The organism is Lacimicrobium alkaliphilum, from assembly GCF_002591895.1.
GTDB lineage: Bacteria > Pseudomonadota > Gammaproteobacteria > Enterobacterales > Alteromonadaceae > Lacimicrobium > Lacimicrobium alkaliphilum.
The window spans coordinates 74,152-95,154 of the sequence record NZ_NISX01000019.1 but is presented as its reverse complement, the minus strand read 5'-3'; the positions used below and the strand labels follow the sequence as shown (position 1 = coordinate 95,154).

At 50.6% G+C, this 21,003-nt stretch carries 16 protein-coding genes; 5 read left to right on the top strand and 11 right to left on the bottom strand.

Annotation, left to right across the window (positions count from 1 at the left end; translation table 11 throughout):
• Positions 1 to 376: 376 nt before the first annotated feature.
• Entirely contained in the window at positions 377 to 997 is a 621-nt protein-coding gene (gene bamJ, locus CDA54_RS16300) for a BamJ family beta-barrel-assembly machinery protein (RefSeq protein WP_099036102.1), read from the bottom strand.
• A gap of 275 nt (positions 998 to 1,272) precedes the next feature.
• Between bamJ and CDA54_RS16295 the strand changes: the two genes are divergently transcribed.
• Positions 1,273 to 1,923 carry a hypothetical protein gene (locus CDA54_RS16295; RefSeq protein ID WP_099036101.1) on the top strand — a complete coding sequence of 217 codons (651 nt, stop codon included), beginning with the start codon at positions 1,273 to 1,275 and terminating at the stop codon, positions 1,921 to 1,923.
• 64 nt (positions 1,924 to 1,987) lie between these two features.
• On the opposite strand, the gene CDA54_RS16290 is transcribed toward CDA54_RS16295, so the two are convergent.
• The 3 genes from CDA54_RS16290 to CDA54_RS16280 all read right to left on the bottom strand — a co-directional run bounded on the left by CDA54_RS16290 (position 1,988) and on the right by CDA54_RS16280 (position 6,729).
• A complete protein-coding gene (locus tag CDA54_RS16290) occupies positions 1,988 to 3,151 on the bottom strand; it encodes a dipeptidase (RefSeq protein WP_373286109.1) in 1,164 nt (387 codons plus the stop codon).
• A gap of 216 nt (positions 3,152 to 3,367) precedes the next feature.
• A complete protein-coding gene (pepQ, locus tag CDA54_RS16285; RefSeq protein WP_099036100.1) occupies positions 3,368 to 4,687 on the bottom strand; it encodes a Xaa-Pro dipeptidase in 1,320 nt (439 codons plus the stop codon).
• Between the two features lie 119 nt (positions 4,688 to 4,806).
• Positions 4,807 to 6,729: a lytic transglycosylase domain-containing protein gene (locus tag CDA54_RS16280; RefSeq protein WP_099036099.1), complete on the bottom strand. Its 1,923-nt coding sequence runs from the start codon at positions 6,727 to 6,729 to the stop codon at positions 4,807 to 4,809.
• A gap of 244 nt (positions 6,730 to 6,973) precedes the next feature.
• Here CDA54_RS16280 and fadB point away from each other — a divergent pair, with 244 nt between their 5' ends.
• Positions 6,974 to 9,115: a fatty acid oxidation complex subunit alpha FadB gene (fadB, locus tag CDA54_RS16275; protein ID WP_099036098.1), complete on the top strand. Its 2,142-nt coding sequence runs from the start codon at positions 6,974 to 6,976 to the stop codon at positions 9,113 to 9,115.
• A gap of 14 nt (positions 9,116 to 9,129) precedes the next feature.
• Complete coding sequence (fadA, locus tag CDA54_RS16270; protein WP_099036097.1) at positions 9,130 to 10,293, top strand: acetyl-CoA C-acyltransferase FadA; 1,164 nt, start codon at positions 9,130 to 9,132, stop codon at positions 10,291 to 10,293.
• 97 nt (positions 10,294 to 10,390) lie between these two features.
• On the opposite strand, the gene CDA54_RS16265 is transcribed toward fadA, so the two are convergent.
• A complete protein-coding gene (locus tag CDA54_RS16265; RefSeq protein WP_099036096.1) occupies positions 10,391 to 10,963 on the bottom strand; it encodes a sigma-70 family RNA polymerase sigma factor in 573 nt (190 codons plus the stop codon).
• 143 nt (positions 10,964 to 11,106) lie between these two features.
• Between CDA54_RS16265 and CDA54_RS16260 the strand changes: the two genes are divergently transcribed.
• On the top strand, positions 11,107 to 13,767 hold the full coding sequence (locus tag CDA54_RS16260; protein ID WP_099036095.1) for a serine/threonine-protein kinase: 2,661 nt from the start codon (positions 11,107 to 11,109) through the stop codon (positions 13,765 to 13,767).
• Between the two features lie 96 nt (positions 13,768 to 13,863).
• Positions 13,864 to 14,583, top strand: a complete 720-nt coding sequence (locus tag CDA54_RS16255; RefSeq protein ID WP_099036094.1) for a hypothetical protein — start codon at positions 13,864 to 13,866, stop codon at positions 14,581 to 14,583.
• Between the two features lie 44 nt (positions 14,584 to 14,627).
• On the opposite strand, the gene CDA54_RS16250 is transcribed toward CDA54_RS16255, so the two are convergent.
• From CDA54_RS16250 to hflX, 6 genes are all read right to left on the bottom strand, one after another.
• Entirely contained in the window at positions 14,628 to 15,926 is a 1,299-nt protein-coding gene (locus CDA54_RS16250) for an adenylosuccinate synthase (protein ID WP_099036093.1), read from the bottom strand.
• 289 nt (positions 15,927 to 16,215) lie between these two features.
• A complete protein-coding gene (locus CDA54_RS16245) occupies positions 16,216 to 16,401 on the bottom strand; it encodes a DUF2065 domain-containing protein (protein WP_180237255.1) in 186 nt (61 codons plus the stop codon).
• Complete coding sequence (locus tag CDA54_RS16240) at positions 16,394 to 17,557, bottom strand: aminotransferase class V-fold PLP-dependent enzyme (RefSeq protein ID WP_099036092.1); 1,164 nt, start codon at positions 17,555 to 17,557, stop codon at positions 16,394 to 16,396. Before CDA54_RS16240 ends, CDA54_RS16245 begins: the two co-directional genes overlap by 8 nt.
• Before the next feature lie 56 nt (positions 17,558 to 17,613).
• Positions 17,614 to 18,504 (bottom strand): protease modulator HflC, encoded by an 891-nt coding sequence (gene hflC, locus CDA54_RS16235; RefSeq protein WP_099036091.1) that lies wholly within the window; start codon positions 18,502 to 18,504, stop codon positions 17,614 to 17,616.
• A gap of 3 nt (positions 18,505 to 18,507) precedes the next feature.
• The gene (gene hflK / locus CDA54_RS16230) at positions 18,508 to 19,659 is read right to left on the bottom strand and encodes an FtsH protease activity modulator HflK (RefSeq protein WP_099036090.1); all 1,152 of its coding nucleotides are present in this window, start codon (positions 19,657 to 19,659) and stop codon (positions 18,508 to 18,510) included.
• A 50-nt stretch (positions 19,660 to 19,709) separates the two neighbouring features.
• A complete protein-coding gene (hflX, locus tag CDA54_RS16225; protein WP_099036089.1) occupies positions 19,710 to 21,002 on the bottom strand; it encodes a ribosome rescue GTPase HflX in 1,293 nt (430 codons plus the stop codon).
• Position 21,003: the final 1 nt, after the last annotated feature.

The following is a 21,003-nucleotide window of genomic DNA, read 5'->3' as shown; positions in this document are numbered from 1 at the left end:
GGACTTAGAGCGAGTCAGAAGGGCCTAGTTCAAGGCGTCGCTTCACAGGCATAGTGGTTCTACGTCAAGAAGCGACAACACAGAGATAAGCCCTTCTGGCCGCTCCCTGCGGGCGACGCTAAAATGCCCTCTGGCGGTGTTATGGCTCTTCGATTTAGACCCACCAGACCTTCAGAGCCATGCCTTGCCAGATAACATTTTCGCGCTCGCTAAGTGACCCATTATGTCGTTCGGTTGGTATTCAGGCGGCTTTGTCGCCTTAACCGCGAATACAGCTTTTCGTTGCAGAAGCATGTAAACAAAAAAAAGCCCGTTGAGGACATCCTCAACGGGCTTTTTTAATGACTCGCTGAAACGCTATTAATACAGCCGTTTATCAGCCAACCACTTCTAACAGCTCAATATCAAATACCAGGGTGCTGTAAGGTGCAATTGCGCCACCGGCACCTTGCTCGCCATAGGCCAGCTGATGAGGAACATAGAGCTTCCACTTGGCACCGGGCTTCATCATTTGCAGTGCTTCGGTCCAGCCTTTGATTACGCCACCCACCGGGAATTCTGCAGGCTCACCGCGCTCGTAAGAGCTGTCAAACATTGAGCCATCAATCAGGGTACCGTGATAGTGGGTACGCACAGTGGCCTCGGCGCCCGGAGAGTCACCTTCACCTTCATTGATCACTTCATATTGCAGGCCAGACTCGGTAACTGTCACGCTGTCACGCTTGGCATTTTCAGCCAGAAAGGCTTCGCCGGCCGCTGAGGCTTCTTTGGCCTGTTCGGCTTTGGCGGCCTGCATGCGCTGATGAATTTCGCCAAACGCTGCTTTGAGCTCATCATTGGTGACAGCGCTTGGCTCTCTGTTAAAAGCAGTGGCCAGGCCATCCTGCACGGCGGAAATATCCAGCCCTTCAAAAGGGTTGCCGGCGAGCTGTTCGCCCATTTGCAGACCAATACCGTAACTGGCCTGGGCTTCAACGCTGGTGTAAGTTTTAGACATTAAGGATCCTTAAGTGATATCCGTCTTTTCATCTGAGCAAAGCAGCAGACGGCGTTAAAATGACGGAGGATCCTAACATTGCCGGGCTGCGGATGCCAAAGGGATGGGTAGCCTAAAGCTTACACAGGGTTACCTCAGCCACTAAGATGATGAAAAACATCAGATCTTAGCCCGCTTATGCAGCAGGTATTGGGCACCAGGGTTGTGGCGAAAGGCTTTGAGGTTCATAGTAAGAACAGTTGTATCATTACGTTCTCAATCGGCGAGGCTGGAGTATGAAGGTAAAAGGTTGGCTGTATTGTTTTATGTTTTTGTTCAGTGCCCTGACACACGCCGATCTGGATCCGGCTTACGAAGGCGTTCATGGCATGCTGGTTTTTACCCATGAGTCAGGGTTATACGCTTCCCATATGCCAATGCACATGAAACCCCATGATGCGCAGATTATTTATAAAATATCTCCCGGTGATCCGTTTTTGTTTTTTCTGGCCAAAGACGCCGACCTGGTTACCATCAAGCCCGAGACCTTTAACCTGCAGCGGTTAATGCAGGGTGAAAAGCTGACGGCTAAGGTTGATGTGTATATGGGCCACTTTGAACGGGGCGGCGCTCTGCAATATGAACAGATGGAAGTGACCTTTCTGGAGCAAAAATATTTTCGCATGATTGAGCCACAGTCTGAGCCTTCAACCCTGCAGGTTTATGACGAAGTTGAGCTGGATCGCGGCGGGCGCATGCTGGTGCATCAGATTCAGGGCATACCCAGCTATGATCACCTGATATTAGTGTTTGAGAATATCGGCTGTGTCAGGCAGTTTGATGTGGGTCAGGCGGTGCCCCGTGAAGCCTTTCTGATTAACAGGTTAAGCACCTGTGGGTCAATGAAACCCTTGTATTACGAAACTCAGGATCTGGCAGGAAACTAATTCTTAAACAGGATTTCAGCACCTGTAGGCGCTGAAATCCTTTATTTTTCTTATTTCTGAAGTATCAGTGCGTTGCCGCGTAAGCTTCTACTTCGCGCCACACTCTTAACAGATTGCCAGACAGGATCTTACGGATGTCTGCATCAGAATATCCCCGGTCCAGAAGCCCTTGTACCAGGTTAGGGTAAGTGGACACATCTTTGAGGTTTTGTGGCAAAGAGTCACCCACACCGTCATAGTCAGAGCCGATACCGATATGCTCAATACCCACCAGATCTCTCACATGGTCGATATGGTCCAGCACCAGCTTCAGTGAGGCATAGGGGTAGGGGTTGTTCTGACGGTATTGCTTGCTGAACGATTCGGCATTTGGATCAGACCAGCTCAGGTCCTTTTCTTCCATTTTATTACTGAACTGATCATTCCACTGCCGGGCCTGCTTAGAGACAAAGCTTGAACCGAAATTGATCATGATCACGCCGCCGTTTTCCGCCAGCTTTTTGATCATGTCGTCATTCATATTACGTTCAAAGCCCGGGGTAAACTGGCGAATGGACGAGTGAGAAGCAATCATGGGTGCTTTGGAAATTTCCACAGCCTGATAAAAGGCATCATCAGATACATGGGAAATATCCACCATGATGCCGATGTTGTTCATTTCCACTACCAGCTTCTTGCCGAAATCACTCAGTCCGTTCCACTTGCGTCTCAGATCATAAGATGAGTCAGAGATATGGTTCGCCTGTGAGTGGGCCAGGGTAATATAGCGTATACCGCGCTCATAAAAGTGACGCAGATTATCCAGGCTGCCCTCAATCGGGGTGCCATTCTCCATTCCCATCGGTAACGCAATTTTGCCCTCAGCAAAGGCTTTTTCTACATCGGCCACACTGTGTGCCAAAGCAAATTTATCCGGTGCCCGGCCCACCAGGGCTTCCATGCTGTCGATCAGCTTGTTGGCTAACAGCACACTGCCACCTGAGGCCTCGTAGCTGGCTGGAATATAGATCGACATAAAGGGCGCATTCAGCCCGCCTTTTACGGCTCTCGGGTAATCAAAGTCTCCACCGTCGGTGGCTTTGCTTACATCTTCCCATTGGTCATTAATCCGATAGGGCACATCAATATGGCCATCAACAATGATCGTGTCTTTGGCAAGCGTCAACGCGTGCTCAGAGGGTGTTATAGCCAAAGCGGCGGTGCTGGTGAGCAGTGCCGTGGCAATCAATGCGAGTTTTGCTTTCACAGTTTTAGATTCCTGTTTGTTGTTGTAGTACCTGAACACATAAAAAATGCCTGAATAATTGTTCCGAATTATGCGGCAATTTCATACGGATGGTGTTGTTATGACTGAAAACCCTCCACAGTATGGATGCTGTGGCGGAGCGTCCAGGGACGGATTTACCGCGTGTTTTCGAGCATAACAACACCACTGGACCTATAGTTAGTTGAGACCCAGATCGCGGGTCATATTCTCGTTTTTATCACGATGTACAATCACATTGTCTTCAATGCGGATGCCGCCATAGGGGCGGAAGCTGTCGACTTTGTCCCAGTTGATATATTTGGACTGCTCAGAACCTTTCAGATCGGCCAGCAGGCTGTCGATAAAATACAGCCCCGGTTCCACGGTAAATACCTGCCTGGCCTCTACATCACGGGTGGCCCGTAAAAAGGGGTGCTCCGGCGGTGGTGGCGCAGGTGTACCGCGATCATCAGCCATAAGGCCGCCCATATCATGCACTTGCAAACCCAGGTGATGGCCAATGCCATGGGGAAAGAAGGTGCGGGTTATGCCCTGTTCGACAATGTCTGCCGCGTTCAGATTCACCACACCGAAACGATTCAGCAGTTCCGCCACATGCTGATGGGCACTGATATGTAATTCGGGATAGGGAATACCAGGCTTAAGCATATCGACCAGCTTCAGCGTCACGTCGTCCATTGCCTGAATTAACTCGGCAAATTGATTATTTTCAAACGCGTAGGTGCGGGTAATATCCGCGGCGTAGCCATGAAAGTGAGCGCCGGCATCAATCAGAAAAGAACGATGCTGTTCAGGGCACTCGGTTTCAACGGTCATATTATGCAGAATGGCAGAGTTCTCATTCAGAGCGACGATATTGCCATAGGGCACTTCGTTAATACCCTGGCGTACGGCACTGAGATAGGCCTGATTGATATCAAATTCGCTGGCACCCTGCATAAACGCCTGTTTAGCGGCACGATGGCCGGTAACGGCAAGTTTATTAGCCTGGCGCAGGCAGGCCAGTTCATAATCTGTTTTGTAGCCGCGGTGATAATGCAGGTAATGCATCACACGATCGGGGTTCACCAGCTCAAAGCCCAGGGCGCGGGCCACCTCGATGTATTCACCAATATAAGCAAAACGGTGTTTATCGTAAGGGAGATGTTTTTCTACCTGATCGGCTTTGGCCAGCAGGGTGATATCAAAATGTTCGGCCCAGAAGTCCTGCGGTTCCGGTGGTACTTTATGCCAGAAATCTTTTGGTCTGTAGAAGATCAGCCGGGGTTTATCCACGCCGTTGACAATTAACCAGCAGTTGGGATTATCCAGAACCGGCAGCCAGGCCTTAAACTGTGGGTTTACCGCAAATGGGTAGTCCATGTCATCAAGGAATTTTCGCTTGGCCTGGCCGGAGTGAATGATCAGCCCCTCAATGCCTTCCCGTTGCAGGGCTTCATGAGTACGAGACTGAAGTTCGGCAATATGCTGGGGATAAAGAGATGCGAGTTGCTGCATAGTGTACTTAATCCGACATTGAAAAATTGCCGATACACTAGCACAAGCAGGCACATTCTACTAATCCCCAACCCGCTGAAATGCCTGTGGAATAGGTTGTTCGCTGCAAACCTGTGGGTTTATTTAGCGGCCATCCTTGAAGAAATACGCATATCGGTGAGCTGCTCAAACAGATTCTGTTGCTGGCCCAGCCGCTGTTTATAGATTTGCTGATAGGCCATCACCGCTTTCACATAATTGCGGGTCTCTTTGTAAGGGATGGTTTCCACCCAAAGATCAGCAGGAACTTCTTCTTCGGGTAGCCACTGATTTACGCGGCTCCAGCCGGCATTATAGGCGGCAGTAGCAAGAACAGGGTTGTCGTGCATCTTATCCAGCAGGTAGCGCATATAGCGGGTGCCAAATTCAACATTTTGCCCTGCGTCAAACAGCGCGCTGGCTGATACTTTTTTCTTCGCCAGATACTGCGCCGTGCCTGGCATCAGTTGCATCAGGCCTTTGGCACCGGCACCTGAATTGGCATCTCTCATAAAGGAGCTTTCACGCCGGGCAATGGCGAAAGCCCAGGCCGGATCAACGGCATTCTTGTTGGCACTTTGCTGCATCTGGGCATCATAAGCGAGCGGGAACCGGCGTTTAACATCATCCAGATAACCGAGGCGAGACAGCGCAAATATCGCCTGATCATGCCAGCCCCAGCGATCCGCCAGTACCGCAGCGGCTAATCCCTGTTCGTGGGTCAGTCTGGGTTGCAGTTTAATCCATTCACGCCGCGCCGAAACATAACGCTCCAGAGCTAAAAATTCTTTCGCTCTTTTCGCGGCTGGCAGGTCTGCCACCTGATCGAGCAGAGATGCATCGAGTTCCAGCGGAGTATCCGCTAATTGAGCAGGACGCGCCAGTTTGCCACTGGCGAGGAAACCATAATAATGGCGTACTGAAGACAGTTTATCGTACTCACGTTGTGCCTGAACGGGTGCATTCAGGCTTTCATAACTGCGCCCCAGCCAATAACGACTCGAATAGTCGGATTCAAGCATCTGCGGCGAATGTTCAATCACATCTATCACTTTTTGCCAGTTTTGCTGGCGCAGGGTGTGGGTCAGATGCCAGCGGAATATCGCTTCATTATTCTGGCCCTGATTGGCTTTTTCCAGCCAGAAACCAGCCTGAGGGTGATTGTCTACAGCCAGTGCTATGGCAAAGCGTTCTGCAATTTCTTGTTGTTCACCTGCATTAAAGTTAAAACGCTTCTGGGCGTCGTGCCAGGTTTTCAGCGCCAGGGCGTGATCACGCCACGCCATACGTTTTAAGCCATAGCTGATAATCTGTTGTTCTTTTTCCGGGAACTTGCCCGGAAAAGCAGACAGCCGGCTGACCATGGCCGGGTTACGCCGGGCTTTATACCAAAGGTCTGCCAGATATTGCTGCTTTTTATCGAGCAAAGACTTCAGATAGGGGATAAGGGTATGGTCGCCACCATTGGCTGCCAGCACCAGACGCTGCCATACCATCCACTCACTGCGATGGCCGGCCTCGGTCCAGGCTTTGAATACAGCATCGCAGGCCTTGGGTTGAGACTTGCCAGCCAGCCAGAGCTCTGAAACCAGCGCAAGCCCCTGCGGCTTGTTGCGGGCCAGGTGATATTTGGCATTCAGGCACTGTAGTTCAGTATTGCCGAGGTCCTGATAATATTGGATAAACCTTGCTCCATCACCGCGTTTACTGAGGTAATAGAGCCATTTTTCCCGTAGTTCGCCATCCAGTGGTGTATTGGTATGCTCACCTAAAAACTGCGCAATTTCGGCTTCGTTACCCAATCGTAAATCGGCTAATAACGCGTTCTGGTGCAGGTAGGGATAAAGGGGATAATCCTCCAGCTGACTGGCGAGTTTTCTGTACGTCTCACTATTGGGATAATGGCTCCATTTTTCAGCTTCGAGAAACAGTTCTCTTTGCTGAACATAACTGTCCTGTGTCGCCTGCACTAAAGGGATAAAACAAAGAGAAAAAAGAACAATCAGTATTCTGGAGTTAAACATAGCACCTCTCCGAGCGGGTTAATCAATGTAAACCAATGACAGAGATTATCAAGTATGTTTTTCCACCAATGACTGATCACTCCCATACGCATTCAGTGTAAACAATGCTTTCGAAAGAAATTTAAACAATTGTTTGAATTTTTGTTGAAATTTAATCCTGCATCAACAAGAATTGCACACACCCTGCAACCGCCTTGCCGAGAAAAGGCATGGCACATCCATGTGATGGCCATAGGAGAAAACAATGATATATCAAGGCAAAAGCCTGACTGCCACCTTGCTTGAGGACGGTATCGCCGAGGTAGTATTTGATGCTGCCGGTTCGGTGAATAAGTTTGATCAACATACAGTGACGGAGCTGGATGAACTCTGTGCAGCGCTGGAAAGCAATAGCGATGTAAAAGGCGCGCTGGTTCGCTCCAATAAAGGCGCTTTTATTGTGGGTGCCGATATCACCGAATTTAATCAGCTCTTTGCCCTGCCTGATGAAGAGGTGCTGAGCTGGGTTGCTAAAACCTCTCAGGTATTCGACCGTTTTGAAGATCTGCCTTTCCCCAGCGTCGCCGCCGTGAACGGTTTCGCACTGGGCGGTGGTTGCGAAATGACCCTGGCCTGTGACCTGCGCATTGCAGATACCACCGCACGTATTGGCTTACCTGAAGTCAAACTGGGCCTGATGCCGGGCTTTGGCGGAACGGTACGTTTGCCGAGACTCATCGGTGCCGATAATGCACTGGAGTGGATGACCACCGGCAGAGATAAAAAGCCTGAACAGGCGCTGGCCGATGGCGCTGTAGATGCCGTTGTGGCTCCCGAGAAATTGCGCGAGGGAGCATTACGTATGCTCAATCAGGCGATAGAAGGGAAAATTGACTGGAAGACACGTCGTAAGCAGAAAACCTCACCCTTATCCCTGAATGCCAATGAATCGATGATGAGTTTCTCTACCGCTAAGGCCATGGTAGCGGCACAGGCGGGTAAGCATTATCCTGCGCCCCATATGATGGTGGACACCGTAGCTAAAGCCGCAACGATGGGGCGTGATGACGCTCTGAAGCTGGAAAACGAAGGCTTTGTGAAGCTGGCCAAAACCGATGCAGCGACGGCGCAAATCGGTATTTTTACCGCTGACCAACTGGTCAAAGGTAAAGGTAAGAAAATGGCTAAATCTGCCAGTAAAGACGTGAAGCAGGCAGCCGTTTTGGGTGCCGGTATCATGGGCGGCGGCATTGCTTATCAGTCAGCGGTCAAGGGCACGCCGACGGTGATGAAAGATATTCGCCAGGATGCACTGCAGTTAGGGTTGGACGAGGCTTCCAAGATCCTTAACAAGGGCATGGAGCGGGGTAAGGTCAATGCTAAAACCCTGTCTTCCACCCTCAACAATATAGTGCCGACGCTGGAATACAGCACCCTTAAGGATGCTGATATTATTATTGAAGCGGTTGTCGAGAATCCAAAGGTGAAAGCTTCGGTATTGCAGGAGACGGAGCAAACCGTCAGTAAAGACGCCATTTTGTGTTCCAATACGTCCACCATCTCTATTAATTCTCTGGCTGCGAACCTGCAGCACCCTGAGCGTTTCTGTGGCATGCATTTCTTTAACCCGGTGCACCGTATGCCACTGGTGGAGATTATCCGCGGTGAGAAAACTTCTGATGACACCATTGCCGCCGTTGTAGCCTATGCCCTGAAAATGGGTAAGACCCCGATTGTGGTCAATGACTGCCCCGGGTTCCTGGTCAATCGCGTATTGTTCCCCTATTTTGCCGGTTTCAGTCAGCTGCTGCTGGATGGAGCCGATTTCGTCGCAGTGGACAAGGTGATGGAAAAGGTCTTTGGCTGGCCCATGGGCCCGGCCTATCTGATTGATGTAGTGGGCCTGGATACCGCAGATCATGCGGCCGGAGTGATGGCAGATGGCATCCCTGAGCGGATGCAGCGTATCAGTAATGATCCTGTGAAGAGTTTGTATCAGGCCGACCGTCTGGGCCAGAAAAATGGCAAGGGCTTCTACAACTTCGGCACCGACAAGCGTGGTAAGCCCACTAAAACCCCGGCAGCCGAAGCGTATGAGCTGATTGGCGCTGAGCACAAAGAGTTCGAAACCGATGAGATCATCGCCAGGTTAATGGTGCCGATGGCTAATGAGGCTGTACGTTGTCTCGAGGAAGGTATCGTAGCCAGCGCTGCTGAAGCCGACATGGCACTGATCTATGGTCTTGGGTTCCCACCCTTCAGAGGAGGTGTGTTCCGCTATATGGAAACTGTGGGGCTGGAAAACTTTGTAGCCATGGCTGATAAGTTAGCGGATCTTGGCCCTATCTATCAGATAACCGACGGATTGCGCGAGATGGCCGCATCCGGCAAATCCTATTTCGCTTGAGTATCGGAGGAATCATGAAAGACGTGGTAATAGTGGATTGTATACGTACACCAATGGGGCGCTCAAAAGGGGGTGTTTTCCGTAATGTACGCGCTGAAACCCTGTCCGCTCATTTGATGACTCAGTTGCTTGAGCGCAATAGCGGGCTGGATCCGGCAGAAATTGATGACATTATCTGGGGCTGTGTACAGCAGACCAAAGAGCAGGGTTTTAATATTGCCCGTAACGCGCAGTTATTAACGGGGATTCCCCGCAGCGTTCCTGCAGCAACGGTCAACCGGTTGTGTGGCTCTTCGATGCAGGCCCTGCATGATGCAAGTTGCGGCATTATGGCCGGCAAGGGTGATGTTTACCTGATCGGTGGTGTTGAACATATGGGGCATGTCCCCATGACCTTCAATCTGGATTTTCATCCGGGCCTAGCCAAATACACCGCCAAAGCCTCTGGCAATATGGGCATGACCGCCGAATTGCTGGGGCGTCAGAATGGCATCACCCGTGAGATGCAGGATGAATTCGGCGCCCGTTCACATCAACGGGCCCACAAGGCGATGCTCGAAGGCCGATGGGCCAGTGAGATTTCGCCTGTTGAAGGCCATGATGCTGACGGTGCACTGACCTTAGTGGATAACGATGAAGTGATTCGTCCGGAAACGACAGTGGAGACCCTGGGGGGGTTGCGTCCGGTGTTTGACCCGGTAAATGGCACGGTGACCGCAGGAACAGCATCTGCGATCTCTGACGGGGCTTCAGCCATGTTGGTGATGTCAGCAGACAAGGCCAAAGCGCTGGGTCTGACACCCAGAGCAAAAATACGCGCCATGGGTGTAGCTGGTTGTGACGCCGCAATCATGGGCTATGGCCCGGTGCCGGCTACGCAAAAAGCCCTTAAGGCGGCAGGCATGACCATGGACGACATTGACATCGCCGAGTTTAACGAAGCCTTTGCGGCTCAGGCTCTGTCTTGTCTCAAGCAGCTTGGCTGGCTGGAGCAGTACGACGAGAAAGTAAACCTCAATGGTGGTGCCATTGCTCTGGGACACCCACTGGGCTGTTCCGGTGCCCGTATTACCACCACGTTGTTGAACCTGATGGAGTCGGAAGACAAGTCTGTGGGACTGGCCACCATGTGTATTGGTTTAGGCCAGGGGATTGCGACGGTAATCGAGCGAGTCTGAGGGAAAAAGTGGGGTCAGAGTAAACTTTTCTTCAGCCAGGCTGAGCTTCTCAATAAAAAGAGCATCTAAAAGTTTACTCTGACCCCACTTTTATTTATCAGACCGCCATTCTGTTTTCTGTCAGGGTTTTATGCAGCCAGGCTTTGGCAAACTTACCATCCCGTTCCACGGTTTTAGTCGACACAGAGAGTACATCTGCAATTTCGTCTGCGTTTAATCCGGCGAAGAACTGCAATTCAACCACTTCCGCTTTGCGGCTGTCTTTGAGTGACAGGCTGATCAGGGCCTGATCCAGATCCAGCAGTTCCGGATTGGCATTCTGGCCCAGCACCTGTGATTCATGCAGGGTAATATGTTCGGCGCCCATGCCGCGCTTATTTCTGCCCGCACTTCGGGCATGGTCTACTAATATACGCCTGAGCATGCGCCCGGCCAGACAGAAAAAGTGCGCCCGATCTTTGTAGTCCACCTCGGCGTTAAATAAACGCAAAAACGCTTCATTAACCAGCGCAGTGGCTTGCAGTGTATGGTTAGGTTGCTCCTGCGCCATTTTTCGCATGGCCATGCGGTGCAGCTCTGCATAAACCCTTTCAGTCAATTCATTGCGCGCCTCTTCATCGCCCTGTTGCCAGGATTTCAGTAGACGTGTGATTTCTGCTTTGCTTTTCATTGTCTGAGAATACTTATGTTTTCGCTGTTTTAAACAGGTTTGCAGTAATGCTGATATAAGAATATATACAGTTATCAGAGATTAGCAAAACAGTTTACTATCGTTTTAAACGTTTGTATTAGCTGTGTTGGGAGGAAATATCAATGGATACCAGTTGGGCCAGAATGGATGCGTTATTCCATGATGCACTCTCTTTACCCCCGTCACAACGTAAGGCATTTGTAAAAAAACACTGCGCCGATGCCCCCGAATTATATGAAGAAGTCATGGGGTTACTTGAACATGCAGAGCTCAATACAGATCTGAATGAGATTGTCAGTGTGGTGGCTGAAGATCTGCTTCGTAATGACCAGCGTCTGCAAGGTAAACAGTTAGGCCCATACAAATTAACCCGTTTTATTGACCGGGGCGGTATGGGGGTGGTTTACCAGGCAGAAAGAGCCGATGATCAATATCAAAAGCGGGTTGCCATCAAACTGATGCGCAAGGCATTTTCTACCGGGTTTTCGTCACAGCGGTTTAAACAAGAGCGGCAGAATCTGGCTAATCTTGAGCATGCCAATATCGCCAGACTGATCGATGGTGGCTCCACCGAAGAAGGGCTGCCTTACCTGGTGATGGAGTATATCGATGGCAAGCCATTGCACCAGTATTGTGAGCATAAGGGTCTGTCACTGTCGCAGCGGCTTCGTTTGTTCCGAAAAATCTGCGTGGCGGTCAATTACGCCCATCAGCAACTGATAGTACACTGCGATCTGAAAATGTCGAATATTCTGGTAGATAGTGAAGGTGAGCCAAAACTGCTGGATTTTGGTATTTCCAGGTTGCTTAGCGAGGTGGAAGAGCAGCAGGCTACAGGGGCAAATCCACAAGACCAGCAGATGTATACGCTGCGTTATTCCAGCCCGGAGCAGATTGAGGGAGGGCCGATAACAACGGCGACCGATGTGTATGCGCTGGGGGTGATTCTATTTGAGCTGATGACAGGGTCACAGCCTTATGCGGCTGATGAAAATGATGTGGCGGCTTATCGCCAGGCGATTCTCACTCTTGCACCATCGATTCCAAGTGCTTCGGTAATGGAAAATGGGCGTATCAACGGTAAGTCGTCGTATAGACACAGGCGATTTATTCGCAAAGAACTGGACAGTATCGTACTCAAAGCGTTGCAAAAAAGCCCTGAGCAGCGCTACCCCAGCGTGGCCGCCTTGATACAGGATATTGACGATTTTGTTGGTATCAGGCCCGTTTCTGCCTATTCAGCGAGCGCCTGGTATGTATTCTCAAAATTCTTACGCCGAAACAGTATCAGTGCCACGCTCTCAGTTATTTTGTTGCTGTCGCTGACTGGATTTATGCAAACCATTCTGAGCAAGAATCAGCAGGTGATGGCACAGCGCGATCGGGCCGAAGCCGTACTTGGATTTATCCGTGAAATGTTCGAGGAAATCTCTCCTGAGCGGGCTCAGGGGCAGGAAATAACAGTAAAGCAGATTCTGGATCAGGCCTCTGAGAGCATCGCTGACCAGGAAAGTCCGGATACTAAGTCTAATCCCCTGGTTGAGAGCATCATCCATAAGACAGTAGGGCGTATTTACTTGTCACTGGGAGATATAGCCTCCGCACAGACACACCTGGACAGAGCGTTAAAGCTGATGGAAGGTCATCAGCTGAATGACAATAAGGAATATCTGAGTTTATTGCAGGAAGTCAGCCGGATGATGGCTATGCAATTCCGGCACGACAGCCGGCATGAGATAAATCTTCGAGCCCTCGGGTTAAGCCGTAAGTTACACGGTGAAAATTCAGCGATTACCCTGGGTATGAGAAGCAATATTGCTTCAGGTTTGCAGATGAAGGGAGAGTTTGCGAAAGCGGCGCAAATGTTCGAGTCGATACTGGCGGACAGGCGCGAAATACTGGGAGAAATGCATCCGGACACTCAGGCCTCTGTTAATCAGCTTGGTATCACCTATCACTGGATGGGAGAGTACGCCAAGGCTGAAAAATATTACCGTCTGTGTATTGAAGGGATGACTGAAGTAAGGGGTGAGCATCATCCCGATACGATCAGATGCATCAGTCATCTGGGGTCGGTACTTGAAAGCAGTGGGCAGTACCAGCAGGCCGCACCCGTTATCAACAGGCATATCGACCTGGCCAGCCAGATACTCGGTCCGTATCATCCGGAAACCTTGCGCTCAATGCACAATCTGGCGGATACCTACCGGGGGTTGGCAAGGTTCGATGAGTCTGAAACCCTGTTTCGTCAGACACTGGACCTGCGCATTCAGAAACTGGGTGAAGAGCATATAGAAACACTACAAACGAAGATGAAACTGGCCAGATTGTTGCGCCAGTTAGGTCGTTATCAGGAAGCCATGCCACTGGTGGGCGAAGCCATGGAGAGCAAACAGCGGCAACTGGGGTTCGGGCACCCTGATACTTTGCGGGTTGCGCAGCAACAAGCCGAATTACTTGAGGCGATGGCGCAAAGCGACCAGGCCGGACAACTGTACTTAAGGATTTTATCGGCCACGGAGGAAAAGCTGAGTGACAGCCACCCGGATCTGCTCCCCACTTTGTCCGGACTGGCGAGGGTCCATTTACACAGATCAGAATCACAACAGGCTGATAGTTACCTACAGCGTGCGGTGGCACTGACTGAGATTCATCAGAACCTCAACACCGCTCCTTTAGCTGCTACTTTGCGGGAGTTTATTGATTATTATCAAAAGCAAGACTCCTCAGATAGCGCTCAGCCCTACAGGCAGGCATTACAGAGTTTGTTGATCGAAGATTAAACAAAGTGAAAATTTTTTGTCGGTTTTTCCAGCTAGATGACGCTTGTATCAGTAAGTGAAGACCACTTGCTGTACAAACTCTATTAAGGAAAGATCATGAAAAGCTTACTGGACAGAAAATCAGGTTTAATTTGCAGTCTGTTTGTTATCACTCTCTCTCTGGGCACTGCGGCTCAGGCAGATAACAGGAGTCCCCATTCACCTTCGGCTCAGCAGAATGCTGGTGTTGATGCAGCGGCGGTGGATACGCTCAGAAACATGGGACTGCAACAGAGCCCGGCAGACGCCGAACGGGCTATGCAGCGTTGGCAGGCCATTCTGGTTGACATTGGCCATCTGGACAAAGAGCGGCCAGTCAGCCATGAGACCCTGGCAGCCCTGCTTACCGATATGCAGAAACTGGCGGAGCATGTTGCTGTTAGCAAGAATCATATTCTGACCCGCCATGCTCAGGGGGAATTGAGTAAAGATACGCAGCAATTTCTTAAGTATCTGACCAGTTATACATTGAGGACGCAGCGGTTGAGTGACAAAAATGTCGGTGACGGCAGGTATTTCAGTCGCCGTCTGAATACCAGTCTGGTGGGTGAGAAATACCATCAGGTTACGCTGCATAAACCCATGCGTGACTTAATCAGCTTCTGGCAGCAAAGTCCGCAGGTGGCGCCAGCTCCATTTCACGGCAATGAACTGTCAGTGCAGCAAGTCAGACAGATGCTGGAGCGTGGTGAAATAGATGAAACGCTGATCGCGGCCTATTCCCTGGAGAAAGCGCATCTGTTAGTGAAACAGCGCGAGCTCTATGCAAATCAGTAACAGAAGGTACAAAAAAGCCGCGTTTAACGCGGCTCTTTTTATACTCAGACGTCGTATGGATGACGCAGAATAATGGTCTCGTCCCGATCGGGGCCGGTGGAGATGATATCTACCGGTACGCCGGTGATCTCTTCAATTCGTTTAATATAGTCTCTGGCCGCCTGCGGCAGCGCATCAAGGCTGGTGGCGCCGTAGGTTTCTTCACTCCAGCCAGGCATTTCCTCGTACACTGGCGTGACCTTATCATAGCCATCGGCAGCCATTGGCGGCACGTCCTGAACCTTACCCTGTTGATCCCGGTAACCGACACAGATCTTCAGTGTTTCCAAGCCATCCAGAACATCCAGCTTGGTCAGACAAAAACCACTGATACTGTTGATCTGCACCGCCCGCTTCATTGCTACCGCATCCAACCACCCGGTGCGGCGTTTACGCCCGGTAGTGGCACCAAATTCATGGCCTTTTACACCCAGATGCTGGCCTGTTTCACAATCCAGTTCAGTGGGGAAGGGGCCGGAGCCCACACGGGTGGTGTAGGCTTTAATAATACCCAGAACATAATCCAGATTAAGTGGTCCGAAACCAGCCCCTGTGGCAACTCCACCGACTGTGGTATTGGAAGAGGTTACATAGGGGTAGGTACCATGGTCGATATCCAGCAATGTGCCCTGGGCACCCTCAAACATGATGGCATCGCCACGCAGCCGGGCTTTGTCCAGCATATCGGGTACGTCGGCAACCATAGACTGAATAATGTCTGCCACTTTCAGCGCGTCATCCAGCACCTGCTGATAATCCACCGGCTCGACCTTGTAATATTGGGTCAGGGCAAAATTATGGTATTCGACGATTTCTTTTAGGCGCTGAGCAAAGGTTTCACGGCAGGCTAAATCACCCACCCGCAGACCACGGCGCGCCACTTTATCTTCATAGGCAGGGCCTATGCCACGGCCTGTAGTACCGATAGGATTGTTACCGCGGGCCTTTTCACGGGCCAGATCCAGAGCAATATGATAAGGCAGAATTAACGGGCAGGCTTCGCTGATCACCAGGCGTTCTTTTACCGGTACGCCACGATCTTCGAGCATTTTCATTTCCGTCATCAGCGCGTCCGGGCTGAGGACAACCCCGTTGCCGATCACACAGGTAACGTTATCGCGCAGGATACCCGATGGAATAAGGTGTAATACTGTCTTTTCACCCTTGATGACCAGAGTATGACCGGCATTGTGACCGCCCTGATAGCGGACAACAAACTTGGCCTTATCGGTCAGCAGATCAACAACCTTACCTTTACCCTCATCACCCCACTGGGTGCCGAGCACTACAACATTTTTTGCCATGGATTAAAAAGTGGTCAGAAAATTAGGCGGGGATTCTACCAATTTACTCCGCAGGAATCATCTGTTTTACCAGAGCAAAACTTTCTAATTCATATCCGGGTCAGGATTGAACTAATTAGTTTTGATCAGTAAGGCACGAAAAAAGCAATCTTCACCACAGAGTCACAGAGTCACAGAGAACACAGAGAAGTAAAGGGATTAAACCGTTAATACCTCTGTGTTCTCTGTGACTCTGTGGTTATTTCTGTCTTTTAGTTTTAACCATGAAGGATTCGAAGAGCACCAAGTATTAAAAAAGATAGAACAGCGTGACCGCGCCGATGATCACCATAATGCCGCCCATGGTGCGAAGCTGCGACGGCGGCTGTGCTGCAAGCTGCTGAATATACTGTTGCCATTTATTCGGAAACAGCATCGGGCCGATACCTTCAATAATTAATACCATGGCAAGGGCCAGCCAGATTGCATCAGACATGAATGTGCTCCAAAGCGGATAAATCAAATTCTTCAGCATTCTGGTACAGGGCAAAGCCAAAGCGCAGGCGATCACCTCTGGCATCTGTGATAATGCCGTGCTCCTTTAATGCTGTATTCAGGCTTTGTACCGTATCCGTGGATGGCAACTGAAATGTCAGAAAGTGGCCATGATGAACAGAGTGTGCCATTAACAGATTGCCCCGATTCAGGTAGGGGTGACTGACCTTGTCTAATTGTTGCAAAAATGACTGTTGCAGATCCTGGACATAACGGTGTATCGCGCTGACCTCCAGCTTTTCTGTCGTCAATAAATCCAATGCGGCTTCCAGACGGTAAAGCCCACTGAAATCCATTGTAGAGCCAGCAAAACGCATACCGTCCTTACTGTAATCAACCTGCCCGTCTTTGGGTTTATCCAGTTCACCAAATTCTGCGAACCAACCGGTATACTCGGGGCGCAGATCACAGCCAGTGGGAACATGCATAAAGCAGCAGCCCTCACCACCCTGAGCATACTTATAACTGCCAGCCAGATAAAACACCCGATCGGCTATGGCGGATAAGTAGGTAGGCAGCGCCATAAAGCCATGGTAGCCATCGATAACAAAGATGCAGTCTGGGGGGGCCAGCTTCACCAGATGAGTAAGATCCTGTACTGCCAGTCCTGAGTTAAAAAAGACCTGACTGACAAAAATCAGATCAGGCTGTTCGGATTGTATGGCATCAGCGAAGCGCTGCTCGAAGTCCTTAAAAGGCAAAGTGGGAACGGTGGTTAACTGTAATGTTGCCCGTTCGTTCAGTCTGTGAATCTGGCGGTTAAAGCTATGAAATTCACTGTCGGTCGTCAGCACACGCACAGGTTTGCACCAATCCAGACAGCTCAGTATACGGTACAGTAACTCATGGGTATTGGGGGCAAAAACCAGTTGCTGTGGGGCTTCGGTGTTAAGAACTCTGGCAATTTTTTGCTGTACCGCCGGAATCCTCTCAGAAAAGAGATATTCCCATTTATCATCCACCAGGCGTGCCGAATCATCCCAGTATCTGAGCATTGCATCGCGGGTGACATCGGGCCAGTAATGATGGCTGTGGCAGGCAAAATGTTGCTTGCCGGCGTTGGCCTCGAGAAAGCGGCGGTACAGATGTTGATACATGTTTTTTCCTTATACAAAAAAGGCCCCGCAGGGCCTTCTTACAAGTACAGAGCTTATCAGTCCTGTCTTTCCCCGCCAGTGTTCTTCATATATTTAAAGAAGTCACTGTCAGGCTCCAGGATCAACAGATCCTGCTTGCTGTTAAAGCTGGTTCTGTAGGCCTGCATACTGCGCAGGAAGCTATAGAATTCGGCATCTTTACCAAATGCATCTGCGTAAATACCTGCCGCTTCTGCATCCCCTTCACCACGAACCTGCCGGGCGTTACGCTCTGCATCGGCCAGCATGACGGTGACCCTGGCATCAATATCGGCGCGAATGATTTCCGCCTGCTCCTGACCTTCAGAGCGGTGCTCTTTGGCCACGGCGGCACGTTCTGCACGCATACGCTGGAAAATTGAGTTACTGATTTCGGTGGGCAGGTTAATCTGCTTGACCCGTACATCAATAATATCAATACCCAGTTCCTCGGCACTTTCTGCGGACTGAGTCATCGCCTGACTCATCAGCTCTGCACGTTCTCCGGAGACAATCTCGGCGATGGTGCGGTTACCGAATTCACTGCGCAGACCGTTATTGACTTTCTGCCTGAGCAGGGCTTCGGCCTGATCTCTGAAGCCGCCCGTAGCGAGGTAGAAACGTGCAAAGTCTTTAATGCGCCATTTCACATAAGAATCGACGATCAAATCTTTTTTCTCAGCGGTAACAAAGCGATTGGCGCCATCATCCAGCGTCAGCAGCCTGGCATTAAGCATTTTCACTGAGTCAATAAAGGGCAGTTTGAAATGCAGACCTGGCTCATACACTGCGGTGTCGCCGGTTTGTTCGTCACGGCGTACTTTACCGAATTGAATGACGATGCCGCGATAGCCTTCTTCCACCACAAACAGGGAACTGAATCCAAGAATGACCAGCACGACAATCAGGGCAATACTAAAGTTCTTCATATCTTAATTTCTCCCGTCGCTGAATCTGCTGCTGGTACGGCCTGAATTTTGTGAGCTGTTACCACTCTGGTTGCTTTGGGTTGTACCCCTTACCCCCTCAAGTGCATTGCTCGGTACCAGAGGCAGCCCCCCTGATACGCCCTGACGTTCGAGGATCTTATCCAGTGGCAGGTACATCATATTGCCGGTGCCATCGGTGTCGACCATAACCTTGCTGGTTTTGCTGTAAATCTCTTCCAGTGCTTCAAGATACAGGCGTTGACGGGTCACTTGCGGCGCGGCGGCGTACTGAGGCAACAGTTCTTCGAAACGTGCCACTTCACCACGGGCCTTGAGGATCACCTGTTGTTTATAGGCTTCTGCCTCCTGACCCATACGATTTACCCGGCCTCTGGCGGTGGGCTCAATCTCACGGGCATAGGCTTCGGCTTCGCGGATAAAGCGTTGTTCATCCTCCTGAGCGGCAATGGCATCATCGAAAGAGGCTTTGACTTCTTCCGGCGGGCGGGCATCCTTAAAGTTCACTTCCAGCACATCAATACCCATATCATAGGGCGTGACAATGCCGGTGAGCTCTTCAAAAACACGCTGACGGGTTTGTTCTCGGCCACGGGTGAGAACATCATCCATGCGCGAATGGCCAACCACATAGCGAATAGCACTGTCCAGTGCATGACGCAGACTGCCATCGGGATCGTCCACGGCGAAGGTGTACTTAAAGGGTTCTATCACCCGGTACTGGATTTCCATATCCACCCGGACCACGTTTTCATCTTCAGTGAGCATAAAGCCTGAAGAGGGCATAGTGCGGATAGAACGAACATTCACGGTTTCCACCGAGTCCACAAAAGTGGGCTTCCAGCGCAGGCCAGGCTCGACAAAGTGACTGAATTCACCAAACCGGAGTACCACGCCTCTTTCCGCTTCTTTTACGGTGTAGAAGCCACTGATAAACCAGATGACGACCAATATACCGGCAATCAATCCTGCACCTATGCCACCGAAGCCCTTGCCGGACGGTTTTTTGCCGCCGCCAAAACCGAGCTTGTCGAAGAACTTCTTAAACACCTCGTCCAGATCCGGTGGACCCTGATCGCGGCCACCGCGATTTTTCCAGGGGTCGTTATTGTTGCCGCCAGGCTCATTCCAAGCCATGTTTTTCTCCGTATTAAAAGTTAAATGGGTACTGCGTTTGTTACACGCGACTAATGTTTATCGATTACATAGGTTGTCAGATCGCTGGCCAGATGTTTTTCCAACTGATGCCAGTCTTTTGCCGGCATGCGCACATCTACCAGCCAGTCGCCATCTTCGGCATAAGATTCGCCAGAGATACATTGCATACGATAAAGTGCCCCGCGCAGTTTTCCCTCTTTGGGAGGAATACGCAAGCTGTACTGTACCATACTCCGGTCAATAGATTCGCTGATGGCCTCAAACAGAAGATCAATTCCCTGATTCTTCTGAGCAGACACCCAAACCCTGATTGGACGGCCATGCTCATCTCTGTCGATATGAGGCTGAATGTTATCCAGCTGGTCGATTTTGTTGCAAATCATTAACTGAGGCACGTCTCCGGCGTCAATTTCATCCAGTACGATATTGACCTGATCGATATTATCCAGGCGCTGTTCGTCGGCGTAGTCCACCACATGCAGTAATAATTCCGCTTGCTGTGTTTCCTGCAGGGTGGCTTTAAACGCTGCCACCAGATCGTGGGGAAGATGACGGATAAAACCAACCGTATCGGCGAGGATAGCCGGCCCAACATCCTGTAGCTGAATTTTACGCAGTGTGGGGTCAAGCGTAGCAAAGAGCTGATCCGCGGCATAAACACCAGCCGAGGTGATGGTATTAAACAGCGTTGATTTACCGGCGTTGGTATAGCCCACCAGCGATAGTGTCGGCATTTCCGCCCGGCTTCTGGCCCGGCGGCTCTGTTCGCGCTGCTTCTGAACTTTTTTCAGACGTTGCAGAATATGGGTGATCCGGGCGCGTAATAAACGCCGGTCAGTTTCCAGCTGGGTTTCACCCGGACCACGCAGACCAATGCCACCTTTTTGTCTTTCAAGGTGTGTCCAGCCGCGGATCAAGCGGGTCGAAATATGCCTTAACTGGGCCAGCTCTACCTGTAATTTACCTTCGTGAGTACGGGCACGCTGAGCAAAGATGTCCAGAATCAGGCCGGTACGATCGAGCACCCGGCATTTACAGACAGATTCGAGGTTGCGCTCCTGGGAAGGAGACAGAGAATGGTTAAAAATAATGATATCAGCATTATTGACTTTAACAGCCTGAGCAATCTCTTCGGCTTTACCGCTGCCGACGAAATATCTTGCGCTGGGGGTAGCGCGGGACCCTGTAACCAGATCTATGGCGTTGACACCGGCAGAAGAGACCAGTAACTGCAGTTCGTGCAGATCCTCTTTGCTGTTTTCATCGGGAAAATCTATATGTACAAGTACAGCCTGTTCACCTGCCTCGTAACGGTCAAACAAG

Bases quoted from the DNA above. Each gene is read 5' to 3' on its own strand.
- CDA54_RS16280 (WP_099036099.1), bottom strand. From the start codon at position 6,729: ATGTTTAACTCCAGAATACTGATTGTTCTTTTTTCTCTTTGTTTTATC.
- CDA54_RS16260 (WP_099036095.1), top strand. From the start codon at position 11,107: ATGGATACCAGTTGGGCCAGAATGGATGCGTTATTCCATGATGCACTC.
- CDA54_RS16240 (WP_099036092.1), bottom strand. From the start codon at position 17,557: ATGTATCAACATCTGTACCGCCGCTTTCTCGAGGCCAACGCCGGCAAG.
- hflK (WP_099036090.1), bottom strand. From the start codon at position 19,659: ATGGCTTGGAATGAGCCTGGCGGCAACAATAACGACCCCTGGAAAAAT.
- bamJ (WP_099036102.1), bottom strand. From the start codon at position 997: ATGTCTAAAACTTACACCAGCGTTGAAGCCCAGGCCAGTTACGGTATT.
- CDA54_RS16265 (WP_099036096.1), bottom strand. From the start codon at position 10,963: ATGAAAAGCAAAGCAGAAATCACACGTCTACTGAAATCCTGGCAACAG.
- hflC (WP_099036091.1), bottom strand. From the start codon at position 18,504: ATGAAGAACTTTAGTATTGCCCTGATTGTCGTGCTGGTCATTCTTGGA.
- CDA54_RS16295 (WP_099036101.1), top strand. From the start codon at position 1,273: ATGAAGGTAAAAGGTTGGCTGTATTGTTTTATGTTTTTGTTCAGTGCC.
- pepQ (WP_099036100.1), bottom strand. From the start codon at position 4,687: ATGCAGCAACTCGCATCTCTTTATCCCCAGCATATTGCCGAACTTCAG.
- fadA (WP_099036097.1), top strand. From the start codon at position 9,130: ATGAAAGACGTGGTAATAGTGGATTGTATACGTACACCAATGGGGCGC.
- fadB (WP_099036098.1), top strand. From the start codon at position 6,974: ATGATATATCAAGGCAAAAGCCTGACTGCCACCTTGCTTGAGGACGGT.
- CDA54_RS16250 (WP_099036093.1), bottom strand. From the start codon at position 15,926: ATGGCAAAAAATGTTGTAGTGCTCGGCACCCAGTGGGGTGATGAGGGT.
- CDA54_RS16245 (WP_180237255.1), bottom strand. From the start codon at position 16,401: ATGTCTGATGCAATCTGGCTGGCCCTTGCCATGGTATTAATTATTGAA.
- CDA54_RS16255 (WP_099036094.1), top strand. From the start codon at position 13,864: ATGAAAAGCTTACTGGACAGAAAATCAGGTTTAATTTGCAGTCTGTTT.